Here is a 21,036-nt window from a genome sequence, read left to right as displayed (position 1 = left end):
AAGCTGGTCATGATTAAATATCACAAGTGCAGTTTTGCGATTAAAACTTCAAGCTTATTCGACTACAGGAAATAACTTTCCCGGATTAAGAATGTTGTTGGGGTCAAACAGTTTTTTGATATCCCGCATTAAATCCAAAGTCACACAATCAATTTCTTTGCTTACAAAAGCTCTTTTCTCACTGCCTACGCCATGCTCTCCTGAAAGCGTGCCGCGAAGCTTGATCACTAAGTCGAATATTTCACCTAAGCAGCGCTCCGCTCGTATTACTTCATCTGCATCATCAGGATTAATCAGCAGGTTAACATGGATATTACCGTTACCAGCATGACCAAAATTAACATTTTGCAGACGATAGCGCGTACTTAATTGCGTTAATCCATGTAGAAATTGCGGCAGTGTGTTAACAGGAACGACCACATCTTCATTGATTTTCTTCGGGGCAATTTCACGCAACAGTGGTGAGAGTGCCTTGCGTGCTTGCCAAAGTGTGGCAGTATTTTCGACCGTGCTTGCATGAATTAAGCCGTCCGATTGGCATGCGGATAGAATGACCGAGATCGCATCGGCAATATCATTGTGAAAACCGTCAACTTCAATCATCAACATGGCATTTGTATCCACCGGAAGCATGTCAGGGTAGCGGCCACGTATCAGATTCAGTGAACCGGAATCCAAGAATTCAAGCGCACTTGGCAGTTGCGGCTGCGCCATAATTTTAACGATGGCAGCCGTGCAGCTTGTTAAGTCACGGAAATGCGCTGTGATACCGGCAACAGCACCAGGTAATGCAGTCAGTTTAAGCGTTGCTTCCGTAATCACAGCCAGTGTACCTTCTGACCCAATCAGCAGGCGCGTGAGATCATAGCCGACAACACCTTTGGTGGTATAGCAACCAGTGGTAATAAAATTACCCGCAGCAGTAACGGCTTTCAAACCTAAAACATGTTCCCGGGTTGTGCCGTACTTGACAGCGTGTGGCCCGCCCGCGCCAGTTGCGATATTTCCGCCGACCGTCGAAAACATAGCGCTTGAAGGATCCGGTGGCCAGAAAAAACCATGCGGTTTCGCTGCATCTTGCACGGCTTGATTCAATACGCCGGGTTCTACAACTATTACCCGATTGGCGGGATCAACCGAGATAATGTTCAACATGCGCTCCATCGACAAAGCTATGCCGCCTAATTCCGGCAAGCTGCCGCCCGCTGTTCCGGTGCCGCGTCCACGCGGAATGAGCGGCACTCGATAGCGATTGCAGAGGGTTACAATGTGCTTTACTTCTGCACTGGTGAGTGGAAACAGCACGGCATCGGGAGGAAAAATCTTGCGGCTGTTATCGTATGCATAAGCATAACAGTCTACCGGATCGGTATAGAAACGATCCGGCGGGAATACGGCATGTAATTCAACAACCAGATTTTCCGGCAGCATATCTGCTAATGACCTGGGATTGCTTAATTCAAATATTCAAATACTTTTACGACTTTCTTAACGCCCGAAGTTGAACTGGCGATTTGCGCGGCATTATCCGCTTCCTGCCGTGTCACAACACCGAGCAAATAAACGACTCCGTTTTCAGTCACAATCTTGACGTGATTGATTTGAAATTTCCGTTCAGCAAGAAAGCGTGCTTTCACTTTGGAGGTCAACAGCGTGTCATTGCTGCGGGAGGCTAGCGAAGTGTGTCCAGCAACCGCAATTTCATTAAAGATTCTGCGCACATTATCAACGCCCATAACAAGCTTTCCGATATCTGTTTTGATATCCTCTGAGGGCGCTTCACCGGTCAGCAGGACCATGCGATTATAGCTGGTGATATTGATGTGCACCTTATCGCCAAATTGCTGGTGAATGCGCCGGCCACTCTTCAGTTCAATACCCTCATCCTCGATGAACATACCGCTGGTTCTGCGATCTTCAGAGATGTATGCTCCAGTACCTGCTGCGGTGCCGATGGCAAACATAGGGACACACCCTGCCAAGAATGGCAGGAATATCAGAAGAGACAACCAACAGCGATCGTAATATTTCATTTTTCGACTCCGTAGAATTCAAATTTTAGTGACCGATAATACAGTAAAATAACCGGGCAACGAATAATCAATTGCCTTGTAGTGAGGCTGCAAAAGTTGTAATTTTACGCAGATGATGGACACAGAAGAAACTCTACAGTTACTGACAGCACAAATGCCAGGCATAGATAACAGTGAAACATCATTAGCAGTGCTGGGTGTTGCGGTGGGCGAGGATCGTTATCTGATACCGATGGCAGAAGTCAGTGAAGTGATCGCGATACCCAAGTTAGCGCATGTCCCGCTTACACAGCCATGGTTTCTCGGGTTAGCCAATGTGCGCGGGAATCTTTACGGTATTACGGATCTTGGTGTTTATCTGGGCGGCGATCCGGTGCCGTTCAATTTAAAGTCACGCATTCTACTGGTCATGCCGGGAAATAAGCTATATGGCGGTTTCATTGTCAATAGCATGTTGGGGATCCGGGACTTGTCCGAATTCACACCGGTAAAACTGGCAAAGAAAAAGTTGCCCAAGTGCATTACTGCGCAATATAAAGATGCGGAAGGTCGTCAATGGCGGGAATTGAGTTTATTTAAATTAATCGGTGATGAAAAATTTTTGCAAGTCGCCCGCGAATGAAAAATTTTTGCGCCATCTGTAGTTTATTCTTGGAATTATTTGAAAAGAGATTGAGAAAAATATGCTGACTTCCCCAATCGTTGCGAAAGACAAAGCTAAGATTCTGGCTGAAGCGCTGCCGTACATTCAACGTTTTCATGGCAAGACCATCGTCATTAAATATGGTGGTAATGCGATGGTTGAAGAAAATCTGAAACATGGTTTTGCACGTGATGTTGTGCTGCTGAAACTGGTAGGTATGAATCCGGTGGTTGTGCACGGCGGCGGTCCGCAGATCGACGAAATGCTTAAACGAGTCGGCAAACAAGGCGAATTTATCCAAGGCATGCGCGTAACCGATGCTGAAACCATGAATGTGGTTGAAATGGTGTTGGGTGGGTCGGTGAATAAAGATATCGTGAATCTGATCAATCGTCATGGCGGTAAAGCAGTCGGTTTGACGGGTAAGGATGGTGCGTTTATCCGCGCCAAAAAAATGCTCATGGCAGATCGGGAAACCGCTGGAAAATGGATTAATATCGGTCAAGTCGGCGAGATCGAATCGATTGATCCCGCACTGATCGCGTTGCTCGATACGCAGGATTTTATTCCAGTTATCGCACCAATCGGTGTGGGTGCTGACGGCGAGTCCTACAACATCAATGCGGATCTGGTGGCTGGTAAGCTGGCGGAAATCCTTAAAGCGGAAAAACTGATTTTGTTATCCAATATTCCGGGAGTTTTGGACAAAGAGGGTAACTTGCTCACTGGACTGACTGCGCAAAGAGTGGATGAGTTATTTGCCGATGGCACCATTTCCGGCGGTATGTTGCCCAAGATCGGCTCGGCACTCGATGCTGTCAAGAAAGGAGTTAAATCCTGCCATATCATTGATGGACGAGTAGAGCACGCATTGCTGCTGGAGATTTTGACCGATCAAGGGGTCGGTACATTGATCAAGGAAAATTAGCGGATAATCAGCTAAGAACCGCTACCAGCGCTTGCCCAGAGCTGTCAGAATACCACGTAAAATCTGTACTTCTTCTTTTTCCAAACGCGCGCGGGCAAACAAGCGGCGGATGCGCTGCATCAGCAACTTGGGTTTCTGCGGATCGAGAAAACCGCTGGCGATCATCAGCTGTTCAAGATGCGTATACAATAATTCCAGTTCGTTGAAGTTTGCCGTCACTCCACTGACGGCCGGACGTGTTGGATTTCCGGTGAGCGCCATGCGTAATTCATAAGCCATCACTTGCACGGCACTCGCCAGATTGAGCGACGGATACTGCGGATTTGCAGGGATATGAATAATGGCCTGGCATTTGTTCACTTCCGCAGTGGTCAGGCCGGAATGCTCGCGGCCAAACAGCAACGCCACCGGTTGCTGCCGTGCTTGCTGCACTAATTCCATTGCGCCCTGCCGTGCATCGAAAATGGTGTGCGATAGCTCGCGTGGTCGCGCGGTAACTGCGGCGGTTAGAACGGTATTTTCCAGTGCCTTGTCAATTTCTGCGCAAACCTTAGCTTGTTGCAGTATATCAATGGCATTGGCTGCCCGGGCATCGGCTTCCGCATCGGGAAAGCATTTCGGATTGATCAGATACAATGAATGCAGCCCCATTGTTTTCATGGCGCGCGCAACTGCGCCGATATTGCCGGGGTGACTCGTATGGCTTAGCACGATACGGATGTTATCTAGCGGACAAGGTGTATTCATGTAAATGAGTTGATCTCAAGCGGCGTGCGCGGTTAATGACTTTGCCAATTTATATCGATCCAATTTTAGCAAAACAAAACAGTCGGTAAAGCGTATCTGAAGGCGTATCAGGATTGGTTCAAAGAATAGCTCTATTCAATGGCATAAACTATGACACAACATCGCCACCATGGTTTGTATAATTCTGCTTACGGAAGAGTTGCTGTGGGGGATAATTAAGGTCTTTATTTGCAAATGAATTTAGAAAAATATTGACATAAAACCCCATAACAAGTTCTAATACGCGGTTCTATTGACCAAATAAATTAGAGAGAAAAATGAAACGTACTTATCAACCTTCAGTGACAAGAAGAAAACGTACACATGGATTTCTAGTGCGCATGAGAACGCGCGGTGGTGCAGCTGTGATTCGTGCTCGCCGGGCAAAAGGCCGTGCTCGATTAAGCGTTTAAATCTGATCGGATAATTTTTTATTTTTAGATTTGTTGAAACCTATTCTTTGCCGAAAAGCTACAGGTTACATAAGGCAACGGAATTCGCTGCTGTAATCAATTTACGATGTCAGACCAACGGTGATTTAATTCAAATTTATATGAAGCCGAATGAGTTTGAATATGCACGGCTGGGTCTAATTGTTTCAAAGAGAATTGAACGATCCGCAGTGAAGCGCAATAAGATTAAGCGCATTTTGCGGGAGACATTTCGCAAGAACCGGTTTTACGATCAAACAATAAAAATGGACTGGGTGATGCGATTGCGACGGCCTGTTCCGAGGAATAAACTGAAGAAACTGGCGGCTGAGACACAATTATTAATGCTTCAACTACAGCAATGTCACGGTTAATTATAGCTTTAATAAAATTCTACCAATATTGTATCAGCCCCCTGTTTGCGCCATCGTGTCGTTTTAGTCCAACTTGCTCGCAATATGCTCGTGAAGCATATGAAAAATATGGTTTATTCCATGGAACGCGGTTGAGTGTTTGGCGCATCCTGCGATGCAATCCTTGGAGTAAAGGTGGTTATGAACCTGTTCCTTGATGCCAGATCAATTCGACTGTAGCTACGCATATAATTTTTGCTGTATACGTACAAAATTTTCGACAAAATAGCGCTGCTATAAATGAAAATAAAATCCAATAACTGAATGATTTTGTCGAAAAATTAACTTGATTAGATAAATAATGGAAACAAAAAAACTCGTACTTATCATCATTTTCTCCACGTCACTATTATTTTTGTGGGATGCATGGCAAAAAGAATTATATCCGCCCGCTTCACAAGTCATGTCCGGAGCGGCTTCGGGTTCCGCAAATCAGCGCCATGATCCATCATTGCCGGTACCCAGCGACGAATTGACTGCTTCCGCAGCCGGAGGATCCGGGGCCATTCCGGAAATTGATGGTGTTAATTCATCCGTGACACCGAATCTATTTACAATTGGTGAGAAAGTCCATGTCAAAACAGACCTGGTTATTGCGGAAATCGATACTGCAGGCGGTGATATCCGGCAGCTTGGCTTGATTGCGCACCCATCCAGAGAGGATGTGAACAAACCCTACGAGTTGTTGTTGGATAAAGCTGCGCGGTTTCAAGTCGCTCAATCCGGATTGATTGGCGATGGATTGCCCAATCATAAAACAAAGTACACTGTAGATTCAAATAATTATGAACTTGAATCAGGGCAGAACAAGATTGTGGTGCGTCTTCTCGCGCCGGAAGTGGATGGTATTCAGGTCGCCAAGATTTATACTTTCCATCGCGGCAGTTATGTCATCGATGTTGAGTTTGAGATCGTCAATCATAGTGACGCTACGATCATTCCGTTCTCGTACTTTCAAATGTTGCGGGATGCTAACGATCCTACCGGTGCCAGCACCATGGTGCATTCGTATACTGGCGCTGCAATGTATACGGACGCAGAAAAGTTCCTGAAGATAAAATTCTCCGATCTCGATAAAAATAAAGCGGAATATCCGACCAATGCGGATAATGGCTGGATCGCCATGCTTGAACATTACTTCCTGACAGCGTGGTTGCCTCCGCAAAACACCCCACGTGAGTATTTTGCCAAGCGTTTGGCACCCAATCAATATACTGCGGGCGTTATTGCACCGGTTGGCGCTGTTGAGCCAGGGCAAGTGAAAAATATTACGATGCCGCTTTATGCAGGTCCGCAGGAGCAGAATAAGCTTGCTGAGCTGGCGCCCGGTCTCGAATTAACCGTGGATTATGGCTGGTTAACAGTCTTGGCTGTACCACTTTTCTGGTTGCTTTCCTTTTATCATTCATGGACCGATAACTGGGGCGCGGCGATCATTTTGCTGACATTGACGGTCAAGCTGCTGTTTTTTCCACTGTCGGCTGCGGGCTACCGGTCTATGGCAAAAATGCGGCTAGTAACGCCCAAATTGCAGCGGATACGTGAGCAATATGCCAGTGACCGTCAGCGTATGCACCAAGTGATGATGGAATTCTACAAGGAAGAGAAGATTAACCCGATGGGGGGGTGTTTGCCAATTCTGGTGCAAATTCCGGTATTCATTGCACTGTTCTGGACGTTGATGGCCGCCGTTGAGCTCCGTTATGCGCCGCTGGCGCTATGGATAACCGACATGTCGGTACCCGATCCCTATTATGTATTGCCATTGATTATGGGTGTGTCGATGTGGGTTCAATCGAAACTCAGTCCAACACCCACTGATCCCATTCAGGCAAAAGTCATGCAGATTATGCCGGTTGCTTTCAGCGTGTTCTTTTTCTTCTTTCCAGCTGGGCTTGTACTTTACTCACTCTGCAATAATATTCTTTCCATCGCGCAACAATGGCAAATAACACGCATGTTTGAGAATAAAGCGGAAGAAGAAGCCAACAAGGATAGAAACAGGAAGAAAAGCAAGAACAAACCTGAGTCAGCTAAGGAGAATTCTCAACCAGCCGTGTTGACTGACGAAGGAGAGGAAACAGCTAAAGCAGAAATTGTTGCCGCTGCTAACAGTCAAGAAGATGAAAAACAACAGCAACAACCCAGCCAAGGGGTTACTTCTTCCGCTAAAGGCAAAGCGCCGGTAAAAGCGAAGAGTGTTCCTGCTGGCAAGAAAGCGAAGAAAAAATAAAAAATCATGGTAGGTTATTGCACATCATCAATAACCCGCCATGATCAGCCACAGCAAAGCAGTCATGGAGATGATCTATAGCAGGCTCTGATATCATTGCAGCAATTGCAACCCCGCCCGGCCGGGGTGGAATTGGAGTCATCCGGATTTCCGGCAAGCATCTGACAGAACTAGCGGAAGCGATCCTTGGCAGACTCCCGAAACCGCGTTATGCGTGTCTTAGTCAGTTTTGGGATGCCGACGGACAAGTCATCGACCAAGGTATCGCGCTTTACTTTCCTGCTCCTCATTCCTACACGGGCGAGGATGTCCTGGAGTTACAAGGGCATGGCGGCCCAGCCGTCATGGATTTATTGCTTGATCGCTGTCTTGCAGCCGGTGCCCGTTTGGCGCAACCCGGTGAATTTACGTTACGCGCTTATCTCAATAATAAAATTGATTTGATTCAAGCGGAAAGCGTCGCTGCGATTATCGAAGCCAGTACCCATGAAGCCGCGCGCTGCGCAATCAACTCGTTGCAAGGACATTTCTCATCCCGGATTGAAGAACTTGTCAGCTTATTGATTAAGCTGCGCATGCTCATAGAAGCTACGCTGGATTTTCCCGAAGATGAAATCGATAACCTGCAAACATTGCACATCAACGAAAAGCTAGTGCAAATCTGTGCGCTGCTTGAACAGATATTCCTGGCCGCACGGCAAGGTAATTTGTTGCAGGAGGGTATTCGCATTGTTTTGACAGGGGCGCCCAATGTTGGTAAATCCAGCTTACTGAATCAATTGGTGCAAGAAGAGGCCGCGATCGTCACAGAAATTCCTGGAACCACGCGCGATACAATTCAACGCACTATTTCCCTTGCCGGGATGCCGATCCATATCATCGATACTGCCGGACTGAGAGAAACCCAGGATGTAGTCGAACAAAAAGGCATTGAGCGTACTTATGCTGCGATCAGGGATGCCAACATGGTGCTTCGGCTCATTGATAGCAGTCAACCTCAGCCCGATGAGCACAATCCGGTACAACATGCTATTCCGGCCGGTAAACCGCAAATCACGGTATTCAACAAAATTGATTTAGTCAGCGAGAATCCAAGAACCGAAGATCAGGAAGGAAACAGTGCCATTTATCTTTCGGCCAAAACCGGTGCGGGCATTGAACTACTGCGCAGCAAAATATTGCAGATTGCGGGCTGGCAATTCAATCAGGCCGGGGAAGGTGTGTTTATGGCCAGACAGCGTCACCTGGAAGCACTGAGCCAAGCCAAGAGGCATCTGGAGAATGCGCAGAGATTCACTGAAGGCAAATATCAATTGGAGCTGCTGGCGGAAGAGTTGAGGTTGGCGCAAAACGTTTTATCGTCGATTACAGGGCAATTTACCGCCGATGATTTGCTCGGGGAAATTTTTTCGCATTTCTGCATTGGCAAGTAATACCGTCAGCGCCTATTAATTTGCAGTTCAAAACTACAGAAAATGATCCAGCAATTTGCGGCTATGCCGGTCTAGTGCCGTGCGATCACGAAGCAGAAAATGAATTCCATGACTATCCGTTATCATTAACGACGATGCGGTTAAACGGCGGATATCCTCTTCTCCCTTCAGAATAAGTACCGCTGGACCACGATCCGTTTCGATATGCCAAGTGCTTGGCGTAATGAAACCGGAGACTTCCGTAATGCGTTTTATCTCCGGCATAAATTCACGGCCTGCCAGTTCTGATTCAACCAACACTCGATACGTTTCCGGTAGATCATCGAATCGCTCTATCCATGCCAGCTCATGGCCATGCGAATTGATCAGCGCGATACCTTGTCCCGGATCGGTAATCGGAAATGACCGGACAGGAATCACACCTTCATGCATTACACCGGATTGATCGGTCAAAACCAAACGGCCATAAGAGTTCCGGGTTAATTGATAAGTAACGGTAGCACTCATTTGTGTTCTCCCGCAATGCTGTGTTCCGCAGCGGAAATCAGTGCCCGTTCTTCTTCATCGACATTACGTGCTTGCGCCAAATACAGCCGATGATAGAAACCCTCGCGCGCCATTAACTCAGCGTGATTGCCAATTTCCACAATTTTGCCGCGATCCAGCACAATCAACCGGTTGGCCTCTCGTAAAGTCGATAAACGATGCGCAATTGCGATCGTGGTACGGCCGCGTACCAGATTGTCCAGTGCTTTTTGAATATCTTTTTCCGTGGTGGTATCCACTGAAGAAGTGGCTTCGTCCAGAATCAGGATGCGCGGATTAATCAATAGCGCGCGTGCGATCGAAATACGTTGACGTTCACCGCCCGACAACGCTTGTCCGCGTTCGCCAACCAGCGAATCATAACCGTGCGGCAGGCGCAGAATGAACTCATGCGCATGCGCCGCACGCGCTGCCGCTACAATTTCCGCCCGGGTTGCATCCGGTTTGCCGTAGGCGATATTCTCAGCGATAGTACCGAAAAACAAAAAAGGCTCTTGCAGCACCAGGCCAATATGTTTGCGATACTCAGCAAGCGGTAAGGTACGGATGTCATGCCCGTCGACCAGAATGGCTCCTTCGGTGACATCGTAGAAACGGCAGATCAAGTTGACCAGCGTGCTTTTTCCCGAACCGCTGTGCCCAACAAGGCCAATCATTTCACCGGGTTGAATAACCAGATTGATATCACGCGTTATACTACGGGTTCCGTAACGGAAGCCGACATGACGCAATTCAATTTGCCCTTGAATCGTTGGTAAGTGTACGGGATTGGCGGATTCCGGAACGCTGGAGACATGATCCAGAATATCAAAAATGCGTTTGGTGCCAGCCGCAGCTTTCTGGGTGATCGATACAATACGACTCATCGAATCGAGACGGATGTAGAAACGGCCAATATAAGCAAGAAATGCTGTCAACACCCCGACGGTAATTTCATCCTGCGATATTTGCCATATGCCGAATACCCATACAACCAGTAATCCGACTTCGGTCAGCAGGGTGACCGTCGGCGTGAACAGTGACCAGATTCTGTTGACCCGGTCATTGATCTGTAAATTGCGCTGGTTGGCAGCATGAAAACGCGCCGCTTCCCTTTTTTCCTGAGCAAAGGCTTTAACGACCCGGATACCTGGAATGGTATCCGCAAGCACATTGTTCACTTCGGCCCAGATGCGATCCACTTTTTCAAAACCAATCCGCAAGCGGTCGCGAACCAAATGAATCAGCCATGCGATAATCGGCAGCGGTAACAGCGTTACCAAAGCTAACCAAGGATTGATCGACACTAAAATGATAGCCGTCATGCAAATCATGATGACATCCGTGGCGAAGTCGAGTAAATGCAGTGAAATAAAAAGATTAATGCGGTCGGTTTCAGCACCGATACGCGCCATCAAGTCACCGGTCCGCTTACCGCCGAAATATTCCTGCGAAAGATTCAGCAAATGCTCGTAGGTGGTGGTGCGCAAATCAGCGCCGATACGCTCTGAAACTAGTGCCAGCATGTAGGTTCGAGCCCAGCCCAGCATCCAGGCAAGGATCGCCGCTCCCAGTAAGCCGGAGAGATAGAACTGTACTAAATCAGTATCGATCGGCTTGCCATTCTGATATGGAATCAATATATTATCCATGAGTGGCATGGTTAAGTAGGGCGGCACCAATGTTGCGGCAGTGCTGCATAAGGTCAGCAGAAAACCGATGAGTAGTCGTCCTTTGTAGGGCTTTGCAAAACGCCACAAGCGCAGTAAGACCCAGGTGGAAGGCGGTATATGATTTTGTTTCTCACAAACCGGACATTCGTCCTGCTCAGCGGATAGAAAAGCGCCGCAATGGGGACATTGAGCCGATGTCTGCGAGGATTCAGGCAGCTTGCCGCTGACATGGTAATCCAGTTGCTGCGAGAAGCATTCAATCAACCGGTTTGCCGCCATGACATTACTTAGACGGTAACGCCAGAAGGCAAGCCGTGCCTGCGGATCGAATAATTCCAAACAGCCAACACCGGCATGATCACGCTGTGTCAGCTGCAATCCTTGCTGATAAGTCCACGTTTGCCAAGTTCCATCGTCAGCCATTTTTGCCAGTACACGCTTATCCGTTGCGATGACGATGCCTGTGGCAAAATGCAGCTGATGATCGAGATCGATTTCAAGCCAAGCGAGAATGCTTTCTTCGTTGATCAATTGTGAAGAAAGCGCATTGAGCCATGCTGATGGTAAGTTGCTTAATGATGAATGAGGGAGTTGTTGCATGAATTAAACTGCAAAAAAGATAAAATGAGATTTTCTTTAGAAAGTGAAGTAAGACACGCAATCAACCCCTTAATGGATTGATTATAGAATTTTCCAGCATGTGTTTTTTATAGCTTCAGCATCCGGTCGGACAACGTGATTTCTTCTGGTTTATGTTCGCCAGTTGCAAGCTGCTGGAATTTTTTCCTAGCCTTGTCGATTATTGCAGCTTTAGTTCTTTTCTTAAAGAATTGGTGGATTCAGGCAAGGCATTAAAGAAAGAAGTAGATCCGTTAGGGATCTAATTTTTCATCTAGTTCACTATCAGCGCGGGCTTCCGTGGGTAAATCCTCGATCAATTCTGGTTCACTCTCAATTTGAACATTTGCCGGAGAGTCATCAATTTCCTCGGGGATAGGTTCATTAGCGATAAGAACCTCTGCGGATATGTCCTCAACCAATTGGAGCACATTGTCAATATAGGTATCGATCGATAACTCATCAATCAGTTTCGGTTCATTATCACTAAGACCGTCTGCTGATAAGCCATCAACCAGTATCGTAGTGTCTGTGGTTAGCCTGTTTCTTTCCAGAAATTGCCAATAAGTTGCCGACACCAAAGCAAAAGTGACCAACACGGCTACTAATAACAACAACTTTCCAGCATTGAAATGTTCGTTGTGTCCACCGAAAACGGATGTGCCATTACCTGAATTCATCATTTCCAATGTGGGCTGGCAATTTTCCAGAGCAGCACGGCGCGCCGCTTGCAGCCGATACAGGGTACTCTGCTTAATAGTTTCATTAGCACCGGCGTCTAATAATCTGGCAATTTCTTTTCCCAGTTCCTGCTCGTTCATAATTTCACTCCTTTTTCTCTGAGAATTGTAGCTAATGTATGAACTGCCCGTGAGCAATGCGTTTTTACACTCCCTTCCGAGCATTTCATAATAGCGGCTGTTTCCGCCAAACTCATTTCTTCCCAGTAACGCAGTATGAAGGCTTCGCGTTGACGTGATGGCAGAATTTTTATTGCTTCTTCTATTAAATTAATGAGTTGTAATCTTTCAAGCTGAGCATGGGGATCATTGGATTCCTGCTTTACCTGTAAAGTTTCGAGTATATCGAAGTCTTCTTGATTCTTATCTTGATCATTGGGGGTGAATGCTGAAAATAGTGTCGTCCATAGTGAACGGATCTTCTGCCGCCGGTAATAATCGCGAATGGTATTTTGCAGGATGCGCTGAAACAATAACGGTAGCTCTTCAGCCGGTTTTGAAGCATAGCTCGCCGTCAGTTTCATCATGGAATCCTGAACGATATCCAATGCCATATGCTCGTCATGAAACGCGAACAAGGCTTGTTTATAGGCGCGCTTCTCGGTTTCAATCAGAAAATCTGAAAGTTCTTGTCGCGTGGCCAGGATTTGTAACCTTAAAGTAAGTGACTAAAAATAATTTAGAAAGTTAAAACTAACGGGTGCGAAATTTTTGTAGAATACTAAAATCTCGCAGGTAGCTGGAATAGTGTTAAATTTCATCAGAGATAAGAAATAAGGATTTTATTTTTTATGATCAGTTTAAAACTAAAACAAATAATTCCCTGCTAGATTCATGCGTAATGATTTTATTACTATTCTACTTATTTTTCGGTAATACAAAACTCTTATCTTAAAACAATCTAACAATGATCTGCTTTTATGCAACAGCGCACAGTCAATTGCCCGCAATGCGGTAAAGAATTAATCTGGGAACCGGCCAGCCGTTTTCGTCCGTTTTGTTCCGAACGGTGTAAAACGAACGATCTGTCGCAATGGGCTCAAGAATCTTATCGTATTTCTGAAGCAGAAAAAGATCCGGAGAATACTATAACCACTGAGCCGATATAATGGATGAATCGATCTACGAGAAGAACCGCGAGTTACAGCGTAAGCTCGATCATCTGCTCAAGCAAGCCAGAGCCAATGAGAAAAAGCAGGAGTTATATGAGACCTTTGGCTTTGAAATTATTGGCGCCAGCACACCCAAACAGCTGCGGGATCTGCTGTTATCGCAAACCGTTGAGCGTTTTCAGTTGCTCGATGTTGTTTTGTGCCTGGTTGACTACCATAAGGACACCGAGCGTCTATTTTTTGAACGCGATGAAGAAGCGCAGTTGAGCTACGAGAACAAACTTTTGATTCTCGATACCTTAAAAGATGCGGAAATTATCCATTCACTGGCCGGTCATCCGGTGCTGGGTGTGGAGGCGTTGAAGAATTACCGCTGGATGATCGCCAATTTGAAAAACCGCAATCAGGTCAAAAGCGCTGCATTCCTGCCGCTGCTGCGCGGTGAGCAGATAATCGGCGCGCTATTGTTGCTCAGCCAAGATCCGCATCGGTATCAGGTGGGCATTGGGACGCTTTTCTTGCAAAAAATATCTGCGATGGCTGCCGTTGCGATCGAAAACTGCCTGAATCAGCAACGGCTCAAGGAAATCAGCTACCAGGACGTGCTAACGCAGGCGTATAACCGCCGTTATTTCGATCTGCGTTTCAAGGATGAGATTGCCCGCTGTATGCGCTGGGATGATGACCTGATCTGCATGTTTCTCGACGTGGATCATTTCAAGAAGATCAATGACACCCACGGCCATCAAACCGGTGATCTGGTGCTCCGCTACATGGTCGGCGTAATCAAGGAGCAAGTCCGGTCGTGCGATATTGTGGCGCGTTACGGTGGGGAAGAATTCGTCGTCGCTTTACCGTCGACGACATTGCAAGCAGCGCATGAAATCGCCGAACGGCTGCGTCAAGCGGTTTGCTCCACTGCGCTGAATTTTCATGACAAACAGTTCACAGTATCGATTTCGATCGGTATCGCCAGCTTGCGAAGTCTGTTGACCGCGCAGCAACACGACGCGGATTTCATTTGCAACACCTTACTCGATCGAGCCGACCAGGCTTTATACGCCGCTAAATCAGGCGGCCGCAATCAGGTTGCGGTATACGCTGACGCCGATCTTGTTGCGCATTGAAAACGAGGCGGTGCTTTCCGCTTGCATTCATTCGATTCCGCGTATCATCGCAATGCCATGAGCGCCCATTTCTTGGGCGATAGGCAAATCTTCCCGGTGTAACCCGCCCAATGCATAAACCGGCAGCGGATAATCGCGAATCAGCGCAGCAAATCTTCTCCAGCCCAGTGGTGATAAATCCGGATGACTCAATGTCGGTTGCACCGGACCCAGCACGGCAAAATCAAGCCCCAGCTGCTCGGCGGCAAAAAGCTCTTCGGCATTATGGCAGGATGCGCCGCATAATCCGTGACCCGGATCGGGGCGGGATGACAGAGTCATCAACTGCGCCGACGTCAAATGCACGCCATCCGCGCCAATCTTACGTGCCAATTCAAGATCGCCGTTGATCAGCACTTTTGCTTGATAGGGCCGGGCAAGTTCCAGAATTTTCTCGGCAAAGTTATGTAACACATCCGGCGGCATGTGCTTTTCGCGAATCTGCAGCAAGCGTAGACCGCTTCGTAATGCCCGTTCGATCTGCTGCAATGCCGCTTCGACGCCTATTTCAGCGGCGTGGGTAATAGCGTAAACCGGTGGCAGCAATAACGATTGCAAAATGGGCCCGTTGGCGGGCAGAACCGGGGCTACTGCAACTTGATGCGGCCATTGCCAGGACAATCCCTGTTCCTCACGCGGCAAAACTTCGCCTTCCCATTCCACCACACGAAAGAAATGCAGCCGCACAGTGGCGTGCGTATAGGTAAAAATGCGTGTGATCCAAGGCTGGACATGGACGACGTGAATACCTAGCTCTTCCCATAATTCCCGTTCCAGCGCGCGCAGCAGCGATTCGTCCGGTTCAACCTTGCCGCCGGGAAATTCCCAGTAACCGGCATAGACTTTGCCGCTGGGTCGTTGTGTCAGCAAAAACTGGCCATCCGGCCGTAATATCACTGCCGCGACGACTTCAACGATAGGGATTGATGCAGCGCTGGGAGCTGCTACGTCACTCATTGATCGGGTTTGCCGTTAACCGGCGGTTGCCGCCCGGCCAGATCGCGTGCGAATTGCCACGCCACCCGGCCGCTGCGCGAGCCGCGCTCGATTGCCCATTGCAATGCTTCGGTACGCGCCAGCGCGGTCATTTCCGGAATACCGAAATAAGCTAGCCAATAGCGCACGATGTCCAGATATTCATCTTGATTGAACGGATAAAACGACACCCACAGCCCAAAACGCTCCGACAGCGAGATTTTCTCCTCAATGGCCTCACTCGGATGCACTTCGTCGCCGATGTGCTTGGTGTCGAGATTGTCGCGCATAAATTCCGGCACCATATGGCGCCGGTTCGACGTGGCGTAAATCAATACATTGTCGGAAACCGTGGCAATCGAACCATCCAGCACCACTTTGAGCGCTTTGTAGCCTGGCTCGTCGGTTTCAAACGACAAATCGTCGCAGAACAGAATGAAACGCTCCGGGCGCTGATAAATCTTTTCCACGATGTCGTGCAGATCGACCAGATGATGCTTTTCCACCTCGATCAGGCGCAACCCATCCTGCGCATACTTGTTCAGCAGCGCTTTGATTAAGGAAGATTTACCGGTGCCGCGCGCGCCGGTCAGCAGCACATTGTTGGCGGAAAATCCCTGTACAAATTGCCGTGTGTTCTGATCGATGCGTTGTTTCTGTTCATCGATGCCGCACAATGCATCAAGTGTAATGCGGTGCGGTTGCGATACCGGCTGGATAAATCCGCTATTTCCCTGCCTGCGCCAGCGGAAAGCAATCGCCGTTTGCCAATCCGGTTCCGGTTCCGGTTGCGTGGCCGGTAGTATCTTTTCCAGATGATCGAGCAGCTTGTCCGCTCGTTTATAGAATTTGTCCCAATCGCTCACGTTGTGTTTGCCTTTCGATTAACTGCGGTAACTGGCATTGATCTTGACGTAATCGTAGGAGAAATCGCAGGTCCATACCGTGGTTGAGGCTGAACCGCGATTCAGCACCACGCGGATGGTGATTTCAGCTTGATTCATCACGCGCTGCCCGTCCGCTTCGCGATAATCGGCAGCCCGCCCGCCTTTTTCCGCCACCAACACGTCGTCGAGATATAGTTGAATGCCGTCGACGTTCAGATCATCGATTCCGGCGTAGCCGATGGCCGCGAGAATCCGGCCCAGATTCGGGTCGGACGCGAAGAAAGCCGTCTTGATCAGCGGCGAATGCGCAATCGCGTAAGCCACTTTAGCGCATTCACCGGCATCCTTGCCCGCTTCAATTTGCACCGTGATGAATTTGGTCGCACCTTCGCCGTCGCGCACGATCATTTTCGCCAGCTCGGCGGCAACGGCGGTCACGGTTTGCTGCAATTGCGCGAATTCACTGCTGTCTTGCCGCGTGATTTCAGCATGCCCGGCTTTTCCCGTCGCCAGCACGATGAACGCGTCGTTGGTCGAGGTATCGCCGTCCACTGTGATGCGGTTGAACGAATGATCCGCCGCGTAGCGCGCCATCTCCTGCAGCAAAGGCTGGCTAATAACCGCATCGGTTGCGACATACCCCAGCATCGTCGCCATGTTCGGGCGGATCATGCCGGAACCCTTGGCGATGCCGGTCACCGTGACCGTTTTGCCGCCAATCTGTACCTGCTTTGAGGCCGCTTTCGGCACAATGTCCGTGGTCATGATCGCGTGCGCGGCGTTGAACCAGTTATCCGCCTTGCAATTCGCCACCGCAGCGGGCAATCCTTGGACGATCTTATCGACCGGCAACGGCTCCATGATCACGCCGGTCGAGAACGGCAGCACCTGCTGCGTGGCGCAACCCAACAATCGGCCCGCTTCGGCGCACGTTGCCAGCGCATGCTGAATGCCCGCCTCGCCGGTTCCGGCGTTGGCGTTGCCGGTGTTGACCACCAAGGCGCAGATGGCGGCGTGCGCCAAATGCTGCTTTGCCACGGTCACCGGCGCGGCGCAAAAACGGTTCTGCGTAAACACCCCGGCCGCTTGCGTGCCTTCGTCCAGCACCATCACCAGCAAATCCTTGCGGTTGGCCTTTTTGATCCCGGCCTCGGCGATACCGAGCGCAACACCCGCAATGGGCAGTAATTGTTCAGGCGTTAACGGCGGAATATTGACAGGCATGGCCATTCCTCACGAAGATTGAAAAGCCGCTATGCTACCGTATCTGCCGTGACGTTTGCCACAAATTGCAGCATCATTCCCCCGTAACGTGCTGGAATTTCGCTATGATGCGTACAACCACTTAACCATAACTTGCACTATGAGCAAAAATTTTGCTGGATAAAACCTAAATGGCCGCAGTTTTCGCGGGCAGGATTGTCGAGCGTTGCCGAGCTGTACGCAATACGGTTAGTTGATGCTGATGCTGATGGTGACGGCCTGATTTTAGGCCGATGCTGGAAGCGTAGTGAAGTCGAAGTAAAGATAAAGATTTGCGATTTTGTTCACAAACGAGGGAGGTAAGCATGGACTCAACCATCAGCTACAAAAAGCGCCGCCAATATAAATACACGCTGTTTTGCGATTACCAGCACTGTACGAGTATTTACCCGTCTTACCCCATTTCAACCCGATTTATTGATCTCTGGATATGAGCGGTGTGCTGACGATCAAGAAGAATTACGCCTGGGATGGCGCCAGCGGGCCGGTTCTCGATACCCAAAGAATAATGCGTGGTTCGCTGGTGCATGATGCTTTGTATCAATTGATGCGCGAGGAACACCTGCCACAAAAAGCGCGTGAGAATGCTGACTGGTTGCTTCGAGAGATTTGCATTGAGGATGGCATGTCCAAGTTCAATGCAGATTTGGTTTATCTGGCAGTGACTTGTTTGGTAAAAATTATACTAAACCGGACTTGCTGTGCGCGCCGTAACGTAATGATCTGAAAGGAAGAAATAATTGTTGGATTTTGCCCATAAAAAACCCCGGTAGACCGGGGTTTTTTGTTTAAGCTTTACGCTCGACTTACTGCGGCACGATGTTCGATGCTTGCTTGCCTTTAGGGCCTGTCGTTACATCGAAGGTAACGCGTTGTGCTTCACGCAGTGATTTGAAACCGTTGCTGTTGATTGCAGAGAAGTGTGCAAATAAATCTTCTCCACCGTTATCTGGGGTAATAAAGCCAAAACCTTTAGCGTCATTGAACCATTTAACTACACCTGTTGCCATGTTTATTTCCTTAATAATTAATGAATTTACTTCTTCTACAGTGATCCGTAGTGGCCATCGAATATCAAGGAAAAAGCTCAACCATAAGCATCACATTTCACAACTTGAATCCAAAAGACTCTCCTAAGATACACGTTTCCTGACAAAGTTCAAGCATTTATTGATAATTCTGGAGTGATGACTCAAGAATTAAAAACTAAACGTGGCTCTAGCGGATTGATTCGATAGTTTAAAAAGAAGCAGTAACTCAGATTGAAAATATTCCAGTTGATATACTGTGGACTGCAATCATTTCGTTTTTTGCTCGAATCTTGCACTCGTAAACATGCAGCTGGAAAATTTTTATTGTGTTTGTAGCTTATCCGTTCTCATCGCATCACTGCTTGTCTGTTCATGCTCAGAAGGAGAATGCCATGACTGATGAGAGGAAATTGAACGTGGCGCAGCCGGTACCGGGCGTGATATCCGCAGCGTACCCAGACAGTTCGGCAACTTTTGTAATTGAGTGCATTTTGCCCTTCATACTTGATTCAAGAAATACCTTGAATACCCGATTACCATTCCAGCCGGTTGCTGCGTATGGAAGGATGTGCGCTACCTGGGTTGAAAGAAACCGGATATCCAATAAATCAATCTTGTATAAATTCATCAGTCTATGCGTTTAGGAATACTTGAAGACGAGCCCACTCAGGTAGCTATCTATGAGCTACTGCTTTCGCCCGATCGCTACCAATGTGAATTTTTTGGAACCATAGCATCCTTTCTCGAGGCACTCCGGGATAAAAGATTTGATCTGCTTGTGATCGATTGGATATTGCCGGATGGTACCGCCGGGGAGGCGCTTAAATGGATCCGGGGAAATATGGACTGGCATATTCCGATCATTTGCGTGACTTCGCGTAACAGTGAATCGGATGTCGTTAATGTTTTACATATGGGCGCGGATGATTATTTCGTGAAATCTTCCCGGCATTTTGAGTTACTCGCCAGAATAGAGACGCTGGCGCGCCGCAGCCGCGAAAAGCCGCCCGCAATGCTGCAATTCGGCCCCTACAAAATTGATTCAGAAAATCAAGCAATCTGTGTCGACGGCAAAAATGCCGGACTTACTCAGAAAGAATTCGTGCTGGCCTGCTATCTGTTTCAGAATATGAATAAACTACTGTCGAGAATTCACCTGTTGGAAAAAATATGGGGATTGTCGGCGGAAATCGATACCCGTACCGTGGACACGCACATCAGCCGGATCCGGAATAAGCTCAATCTCGCCACGCGAAGTGAGTGGGATATTCTGACAATCTACGGTTATGGTTACCGTTTGCAACATGCCAAAACTGTTGAACCTGTTAGGTAGCCGGCTGATTTATCCATACCAATGAAAACGGGAGCCTCGGCTCCCATTTTCAATCCAAAATGAAGCGGAATTAAACAGCCGCTGCTTTTCTACGGCGAATGGCAAAACCAACTAAACCTAAACCGGCCAGTAACATCGCATAAGTTTCGGGTTCCGGGACCGGTGTGACATTAAACTCGACTTCGCTCAGGAAAACCCATGCATGACTTCTATGGATTGTCACGGCGAGATCGTTACCCGTGAACGATAAGCCATTTGCCACAAAAGCGAATGGCGCAGAACCGGCAGGATCCGAAATGAGGAAATTGATCCCGTTTACATCCACGCTTGCTGGCGCACTGACGCCACCGGAGCCATTTGAGTCATCAAAATGAAAAGTGACGGAACTGACATTGACAGGCGCATTCCAGTGAAACGTAATGGTCGGATCCAGAGTCCAGCCGACATAGGGGCCATTGCCGGCAGGTGCTTCAGTGACAAACCAGTTGTCGGTCGCAATGATTCCATCGGTCAGATCGCCACGGCCGCCAGATAGTGCAGCGTTATCACATGTCACACAACCTGCACCGCTGTAGGTTTCATCCCAGTAGTTATAACTGCCGGTATTGCCGTTCAGCATGTTGTAACTGTCCGGAGTGAGAGCGGCATATGCGCTGCTTGCAGCACCTAGAATCACCAGTGTGGTGATATTAGCCAATATTTTCTTGTTCATTTCACAATCTCCATCGTGTATAAAAAATTGTATCGTTTTGTTTTATTGATTCGTTCGGTTTTTACTTCTGCAATTTAAAACAGCAAGCCCTCTGAGTACAT

General features: G+C 48.2%; 24 protein-coding genes. 11 read left to right on the top strand and 13 right to left on the bottom strand.

Annotated features, from left to right (window positions below; translation table 11 throughout):
- Nucleotides 1-54 precede the first annotated feature (54 nt).
- Together BLU57_RS05840 and BLU57_RS05835 are read right to left on the bottom strand one after the other, a co-directional pair.
- Complete coding sequence (locus BLU57_RS05840) at nucleotides 55-1,431, bottom strand: FAD-binding oxidoreductase (protein ID WP_090317699.1); 1,377 nt, start codon at nucleotides 1,429-1,431, stop codon at nucleotides 55-57.
- Between the two features lie 23 nt (nucleotides 1,432-1,454).
- Nucleotides 1,455-2,033, bottom strand: coding sequence for a BON domain-containing protein (locus BLU57_RS05835; protein ID WP_090317697.1), 579 nt, complete (start codon nucleotides 2,031-2,033; stop codon nucleotides 1,455-1,457).
- A 112-nt stretch (nucleotides 2,034-2,145) separates the two neighbouring features.
- On the opposite strand from BLU57_RS05835, the gene BLU57_RS05830 reads away from it, so the two are divergent.
- Together BLU57_RS05830 and argB are read left to right on the top strand one after the other, a co-directional pair.
- The gene (locus BLU57_RS05830; RefSeq protein ID WP_256206164.1) at nucleotides 2,146-2,655 is read left to right on the top strand and encodes a chemotaxis protein CheW; all 510 of its coding nucleotides are present in this window, start codon (nucleotides 2,146-2,148) and stop codon (nucleotides 2,653-2,655) included.
- A gap of 61 nt (nucleotides 2,656-2,716) precedes the next feature.
- The gene (gene argB / locus BLU57_RS05825) at nucleotides 2,717-3,604 is read left to right on the top strand and encodes an acetylglutamate kinase (protein ID WP_090317692.1); all 888 of its coding nucleotides are present in this window, start codon (nucleotides 2,717-2,719) and stop codon (nucleotides 3,602-3,604) included.
- A 21-nt stretch (nucleotides 3,605-3,625) separates the two neighbouring features.
- Here the strand turns inward: argB and BLU57_RS05820 are convergent, their stop codons facing one another.
- Entirely contained in the window at nucleotides 3,626-4,351 is a 726-nt protein-coding gene (locus BLU57_RS05820; RefSeq protein WP_090317689.1) for an RNA methyltransferase, read from the bottom strand.
- Nucleotides 4,352-4,668: 317 nt separating this feature from the next.
- Here BLU57_RS05820 and rpmH point away from each other — a divergent pair, with 317 nt between their 5' ends.
- The 5 genes from rpmH (at nucleotide 4,669) to mnmE (ending at nucleotide 8,900) form a co-directional block, all read left to right on the top strand.
- Complete coding sequence (gene rpmH / locus BLU57_RS05815) at nucleotides 4,669-4,803, top strand: 50S ribosomal protein L34 (protein ID WP_090317686.1); 135 nt, start codon at nucleotides 4,669-4,671, stop codon at nucleotides 4,801-4,803.
- A gap of 47 nt (nucleotides 4,804-4,850) precedes the next feature.
- Nucleotides 4,851-5,195, top strand: a complete 345-nt coding sequence (rnpA, locus tag BLU57_RS05810; RefSeq protein WP_256206165.1) for a ribonuclease P protein component — start codon at nucleotides 4,851-4,853, stop codon at nucleotides 5,193-5,195.
- Entirely contained in the window at nucleotides 5,183-5,392 is a 210-nt protein-coding gene (yidD, locus tag BLU57_RS05805; RefSeq protein WP_090317679.1) for a membrane protein insertion efficiency factor YidD, read from the top strand. The genes rnpA and yidD overlap by 13 nt, the downstream gene beginning before the upstream one ends.
- 143 nt (nucleotides 5,393-5,535) lie before the next feature.
- Nucleotides 5,536-7,467, top strand: a complete 1,932-nt coding sequence (gene yidC, locus BLU57_RS05800; RefSeq protein ID WP_090317676.1) for a membrane protein insertase YidC — start codon at nucleotides 5,536-5,538, stop codon at nucleotides 7,465-7,467.
- A gap of 77 nt (nucleotides 7,468-7,544) precedes the next feature.
- Nucleotides 7,545-8,900 carry a tRNA uridine-5-carboxymethylaminomethyl(34) synthesis GTPase MnmE gene (mnmE, locus tag BLU57_RS05795; RefSeq protein WP_090317673.1) on the top strand — a complete coding sequence of 452 codons (1,356 nt, stop codon included), beginning with the start codon at nucleotides 7,545-7,547 and terminating at the stop codon, nucleotides 8,898-8,900.
- Nucleotides 8,901-8,933: 33 nt separating this feature from the next.
- On the opposite strand, the gene BLU57_RS05790 is transcribed toward mnmE, so the two are convergent.
- The 4 genes from BLU57_RS05790 to BLU57_RS05775 all read right to left on the bottom strand — a co-directional run bounded on the left by BLU57_RS05790 (nucleotide 8,934) and on the right by BLU57_RS05775 (nucleotide 13,100).
- Nucleotides 8,934-9,407: a cyanophycin metabolism-associated DUF1854 family protein gene (locus tag BLU57_RS05790; RefSeq protein ID WP_090317670.1), complete on the bottom strand. Its 474-nt coding sequence runs from the start codon at nucleotides 9,405-9,407 to the stop codon at nucleotides 8,934-8,936.
- Entirely contained in the window at nucleotides 9,404-11,698 is a 2,295-nt protein-coding gene (locus BLU57_RS05785) for a cyanophycin metabolism-associated ABC transporter (protein ID WP_090317668.1), read from the bottom strand. The genes BLU57_RS05790 and BLU57_RS05785 overlap by 4 nt, the downstream gene beginning before the upstream one ends.
- Nucleotides 11,699-11,970: 272 nt before the next feature.
- Nucleotides 11,971-12,537, bottom strand: coding sequence for a DUF3619 family protein (locus BLU57_RS05780; protein ID WP_176776375.1), 567 nt, complete (start codon nucleotides 12,535-12,537; stop codon nucleotides 11,971-11,973).
- On the bottom strand, nucleotides 12,534-13,100 hold the full coding sequence (locus BLU57_RS05775; RefSeq protein WP_090317662.1) for an RNA polymerase sigma factor: 567 nt from the start codon (nucleotides 13,098-13,100) through the stop codon (nucleotides 12,534-12,536). The genes BLU57_RS05780 and BLU57_RS05775 overlap by 4 nt, the downstream gene beginning before the upstream one ends.
- A gap of 276 nt (nucleotides 13,101-13,376) precedes the next feature.
- Between BLU57_RS05775 and BLU57_RS05770 the strand changes: the two genes are divergently transcribed.
- Nucleotides 13,377-13,565, top strand: coding sequence for a DNA gyrase inhibitor YacG (locus BLU57_RS05770; protein WP_090317659.1), 189 nt, complete (start codon nucleotides 13,377-13,379; stop codon nucleotides 13,563-13,565).
- Nucleotides 13,565-14,695, top strand: coding sequence for a GGDEF domain-containing protein (locus tag BLU57_RS05765; protein WP_090317656.1), 1,131 nt, complete (start codon nucleotides 13,565-13,567; stop codon nucleotides 14,693-14,695). Before BLU57_RS05770 ends, BLU57_RS05765 begins: the two co-directional genes overlap by 1 nt.
- A 27-nt stretch (nucleotides 14,696-14,722) precedes the next feature.
- Here BLU57_RS05765 and BLU57_RS05760 read toward each other — a convergent pair whose 3' ends face one another.
- Genes BLU57_RS05760 through argJ form a run of 3 tightly spaced genes read right to left on the bottom strand, consistent with a single transcriptional unit; the run spans nucleotide 14,723 to nucleotide 17,820 of the window.
- Nucleotides 14,723-15,691, bottom strand: a complete 969-nt coding sequence (locus BLU57_RS05760; RefSeq protein WP_090317653.1) for a Nudix family hydrolase — start codon at nucleotides 15,689-15,691, stop codon at nucleotides 14,723-14,725.
- Entirely contained in the window at nucleotides 15,688-16,575 is an 888-nt protein-coding gene (locus BLU57_RS05755) for an ATP-binding protein (protein WP_090317649.1), read from the bottom strand. The genes BLU57_RS05760 and BLU57_RS05755 overlap by 4 nt, the downstream gene beginning before the upstream one ends.
- Before the next feature lie 18 nt (nucleotides 16,576-16,593).
- A complete protein-coding gene (argJ, locus tag BLU57_RS05750; protein WP_090317647.1) occupies nucleotides 16,594-17,820 on the bottom strand; it encodes a bifunctional glutamate N-acetyltransferase/amino-acid acetyltransferase ArgJ in 1,227 nt (408 codons plus the stop codon).
- 469 nt (nucleotides 17,821-18,289) lie between these two features.
- On the opposite strand from argJ, the gene BLU57_RS05740 reads away from it, so the two are divergent.
- On the top strand, nucleotides 18,290-18,586 hold the full coding sequence (locus tag BLU57_RS05740; RefSeq protein ID WP_143026940.1) for a DUF1353 domain-containing protein: 297 nt from the start codon (nucleotides 18,290-18,292) through the stop codon (nucleotides 18,584-18,586).
- A 79-nt stretch (nucleotides 18,587-18,665) separates the two neighbouring features.
- Here the strand turns inward: BLU57_RS05740 and BLU57_RS05735 are convergent, their stop codons facing one another.
- Together BLU57_RS05735 and BLU57_RS05730 are read right to left on the bottom strand one after the other, a co-directional pair.
- Nucleotides 18,666-18,869 (bottom strand): cold-shock protein, encoded by a 204-nt coding sequence (locus BLU57_RS05735; RefSeq protein ID WP_090317641.1) that lies wholly within the window; start codon nucleotides 18,867-18,869, stop codon nucleotides 18,666-18,668.
- A gap of 397 nt (nucleotides 18,870-19,266) precedes the next feature.
- Complete coding sequence (locus BLU57_RS05730) at nucleotides 19,267-19,518, bottom strand: hypothetical protein (protein ID WP_090317637.1); 252 nt, start codon at nucleotides 19,516-19,518, stop codon at nucleotides 19,267-19,269.
- Between the two features lie 6 nt (nucleotides 19,519-19,524).
- Here BLU57_RS05730 and BLU57_RS05725 point away from each other — a divergent pair, with 6 nt between their 5' ends.
- Complete coding sequence (locus BLU57_RS05725; protein WP_090317634.1) at nucleotides 19,525-20,223, top strand: response regulator transcription factor; 699 nt, start codon at nucleotides 19,525-19,527, stop codon at nucleotides 20,221-20,223.
- Nucleotides 20,224-20,293: 70 nt separating this feature from the next.
- Here the strand turns inward: BLU57_RS05725 and BLU57_RS16475 are convergent, their stop codons facing one another.
- Complete coding sequence (locus tag BLU57_RS16475; protein ID WP_090317631.1) at nucleotides 20,294-20,935, bottom strand: FxDxF family PEP-CTERM protein; 642 nt, start codon at nucleotides 20,933-20,935, stop codon at nucleotides 20,294-20,296.
- Between the last annotated feature and the right edge of the window lie 101 nt (nucleotides 20,936-21,036).

The sequence above is a fragment of the Nitrosomonas oligotropha genome (assembly GCF_900106555.1).
Lineage (GTDB): Bacteria > Pseudomonadota > Gammaproteobacteria > Burkholderiales > Nitrosomonadaceae > Nitrosomonas > Nitrosomonas oligotropha_A.
Note: the sequence above shows the minus strand (reverse complement) of the source record. Positions and strands in the feature narration are given on the sequence as shown.

Coding starts and splice junctions, on each gene's coding strand:
- yidD (WP_090317679.1), top strand. CDS start 5,183: ATGTCACGGTTAATTATAGCTTTAATAAAATTCTACCAATATTGTATC.
- BLU57_RS05730 (WP_090317637.1), bottom strand. CDS start 19,518: ATGAATTTATACAAGATTGATTTATTGGATATCCGGTTTCTTTCAACC.
- BLU57_RS05820 (WP_090317689.1), bottom strand. CDS start 4,351: ATGAATACACCTTGTCCGCTAGATAACATCCGTATCGTGCTAAGCCAT.
- rpmH (WP_090317686.1), top strand. CDS start 4,669: ATGAAACGTACTTATCAACCTTCAGTGACAAGAAGAAAACGTACACAT.
- BLU57_RS05725 (WP_090317634.1), top strand. CDS start 19,525: ATGCGTTTAGGAATACTTGAAGACGAGCCCACTCAGGTAGCTATCTAT.
- BLU57_RS05840 (WP_090317699.1), bottom strand. CDS start 1,431: ATGCTGCCGGAAAATCTGGTTGTTGAATTACATGCCGTATTCCCGCCG.
- BLU57_RS16475 (WP_090317631.1), bottom strand. CDS start 20,935: ATGAACAAGAAAATATTGGCTAATATCACCACACTGGTGATTCTAGGT.
- BLU57_RS05790 (WP_090317670.1), bottom strand. CDS start 9,407: ATGAGTGCTACCGTTACTTATCAATTAACCCGGAACTCTTATGGCCGT.
- BLU57_RS05785 (WP_090317668.1), bottom strand. CDS start 11,698: ATGCAACAACTCCCTCATTCATCATTAAGCAACTTACCATCAGCATGG.
- BLU57_RS05780 (WP_176776375.1), bottom strand. CDS start 12,537: ATGAACGAGCAGGAACTGGGAAAAGAAATTGCCAGATTATTAGACGCC.
- BLU57_RS05770 (WP_090317659.1), top strand. CDS start 13,377: ATGCAACAGCGCACAGTCAATTGCCCGCAATGCGGTAAAGAATTAATC.
- BLU57_RS05765 (WP_090317656.1), top strand. CDS start 13,565: ATGGATGAATCGATCTACGAGAAGAACCGCGAGTTACAGCGTAAGCTC.
- yidC (WP_090317676.1), top strand. CDS start 5,536: ATGGAAACAAAAAAACTCGTACTTATCATCATTTTCTCCACGTCACTA.
- BLU57_RS05835 (WP_090317697.1), bottom strand. CDS start 2,033: ATGAAATATTACGATCGCTGTTGGTTGTCTCTTCTGATATTCCTGCCA.
- argB (WP_090317692.1), top strand. CDS start 2,717: ATGCTGACTTCCCCAATCGTTGCGAAAGACAAAGCTAAGATTCTGGCT.
- BLU57_RS05735 (WP_090317641.1), bottom strand. CDS start 18,869: ATGGCAACAGGTGTAGTTAAATGGTTCAATGACGCTAAAGGTTTTGGC.
- argJ (WP_090317647.1), bottom strand. CDS start 17,820: ATGCCTGTCAATATTCCGCCGTTAACGCCTGAACAATTACTGCCCATT.
- BLU57_RS05760 (WP_090317653.1), bottom strand. CDS start 15,691: ATGAGTGACGTAGCAGCTCCCAGCGCTGCATCAATCCCTATCGTTGAA.
- BLU57_RS05830 (WP_256206164.1), top strand. CDS start 2,146: ATGATGGACACAGAAGAAACTCTACAGTTACTGACAGCACAAATGCCA.
- BLU57_RS05740 (WP_143026940.1), top strand. CDS start 18,290: ATGAGCGGTGTGCTGACGATCAAGAAGAATTACGCCTGGGATGGCGCC.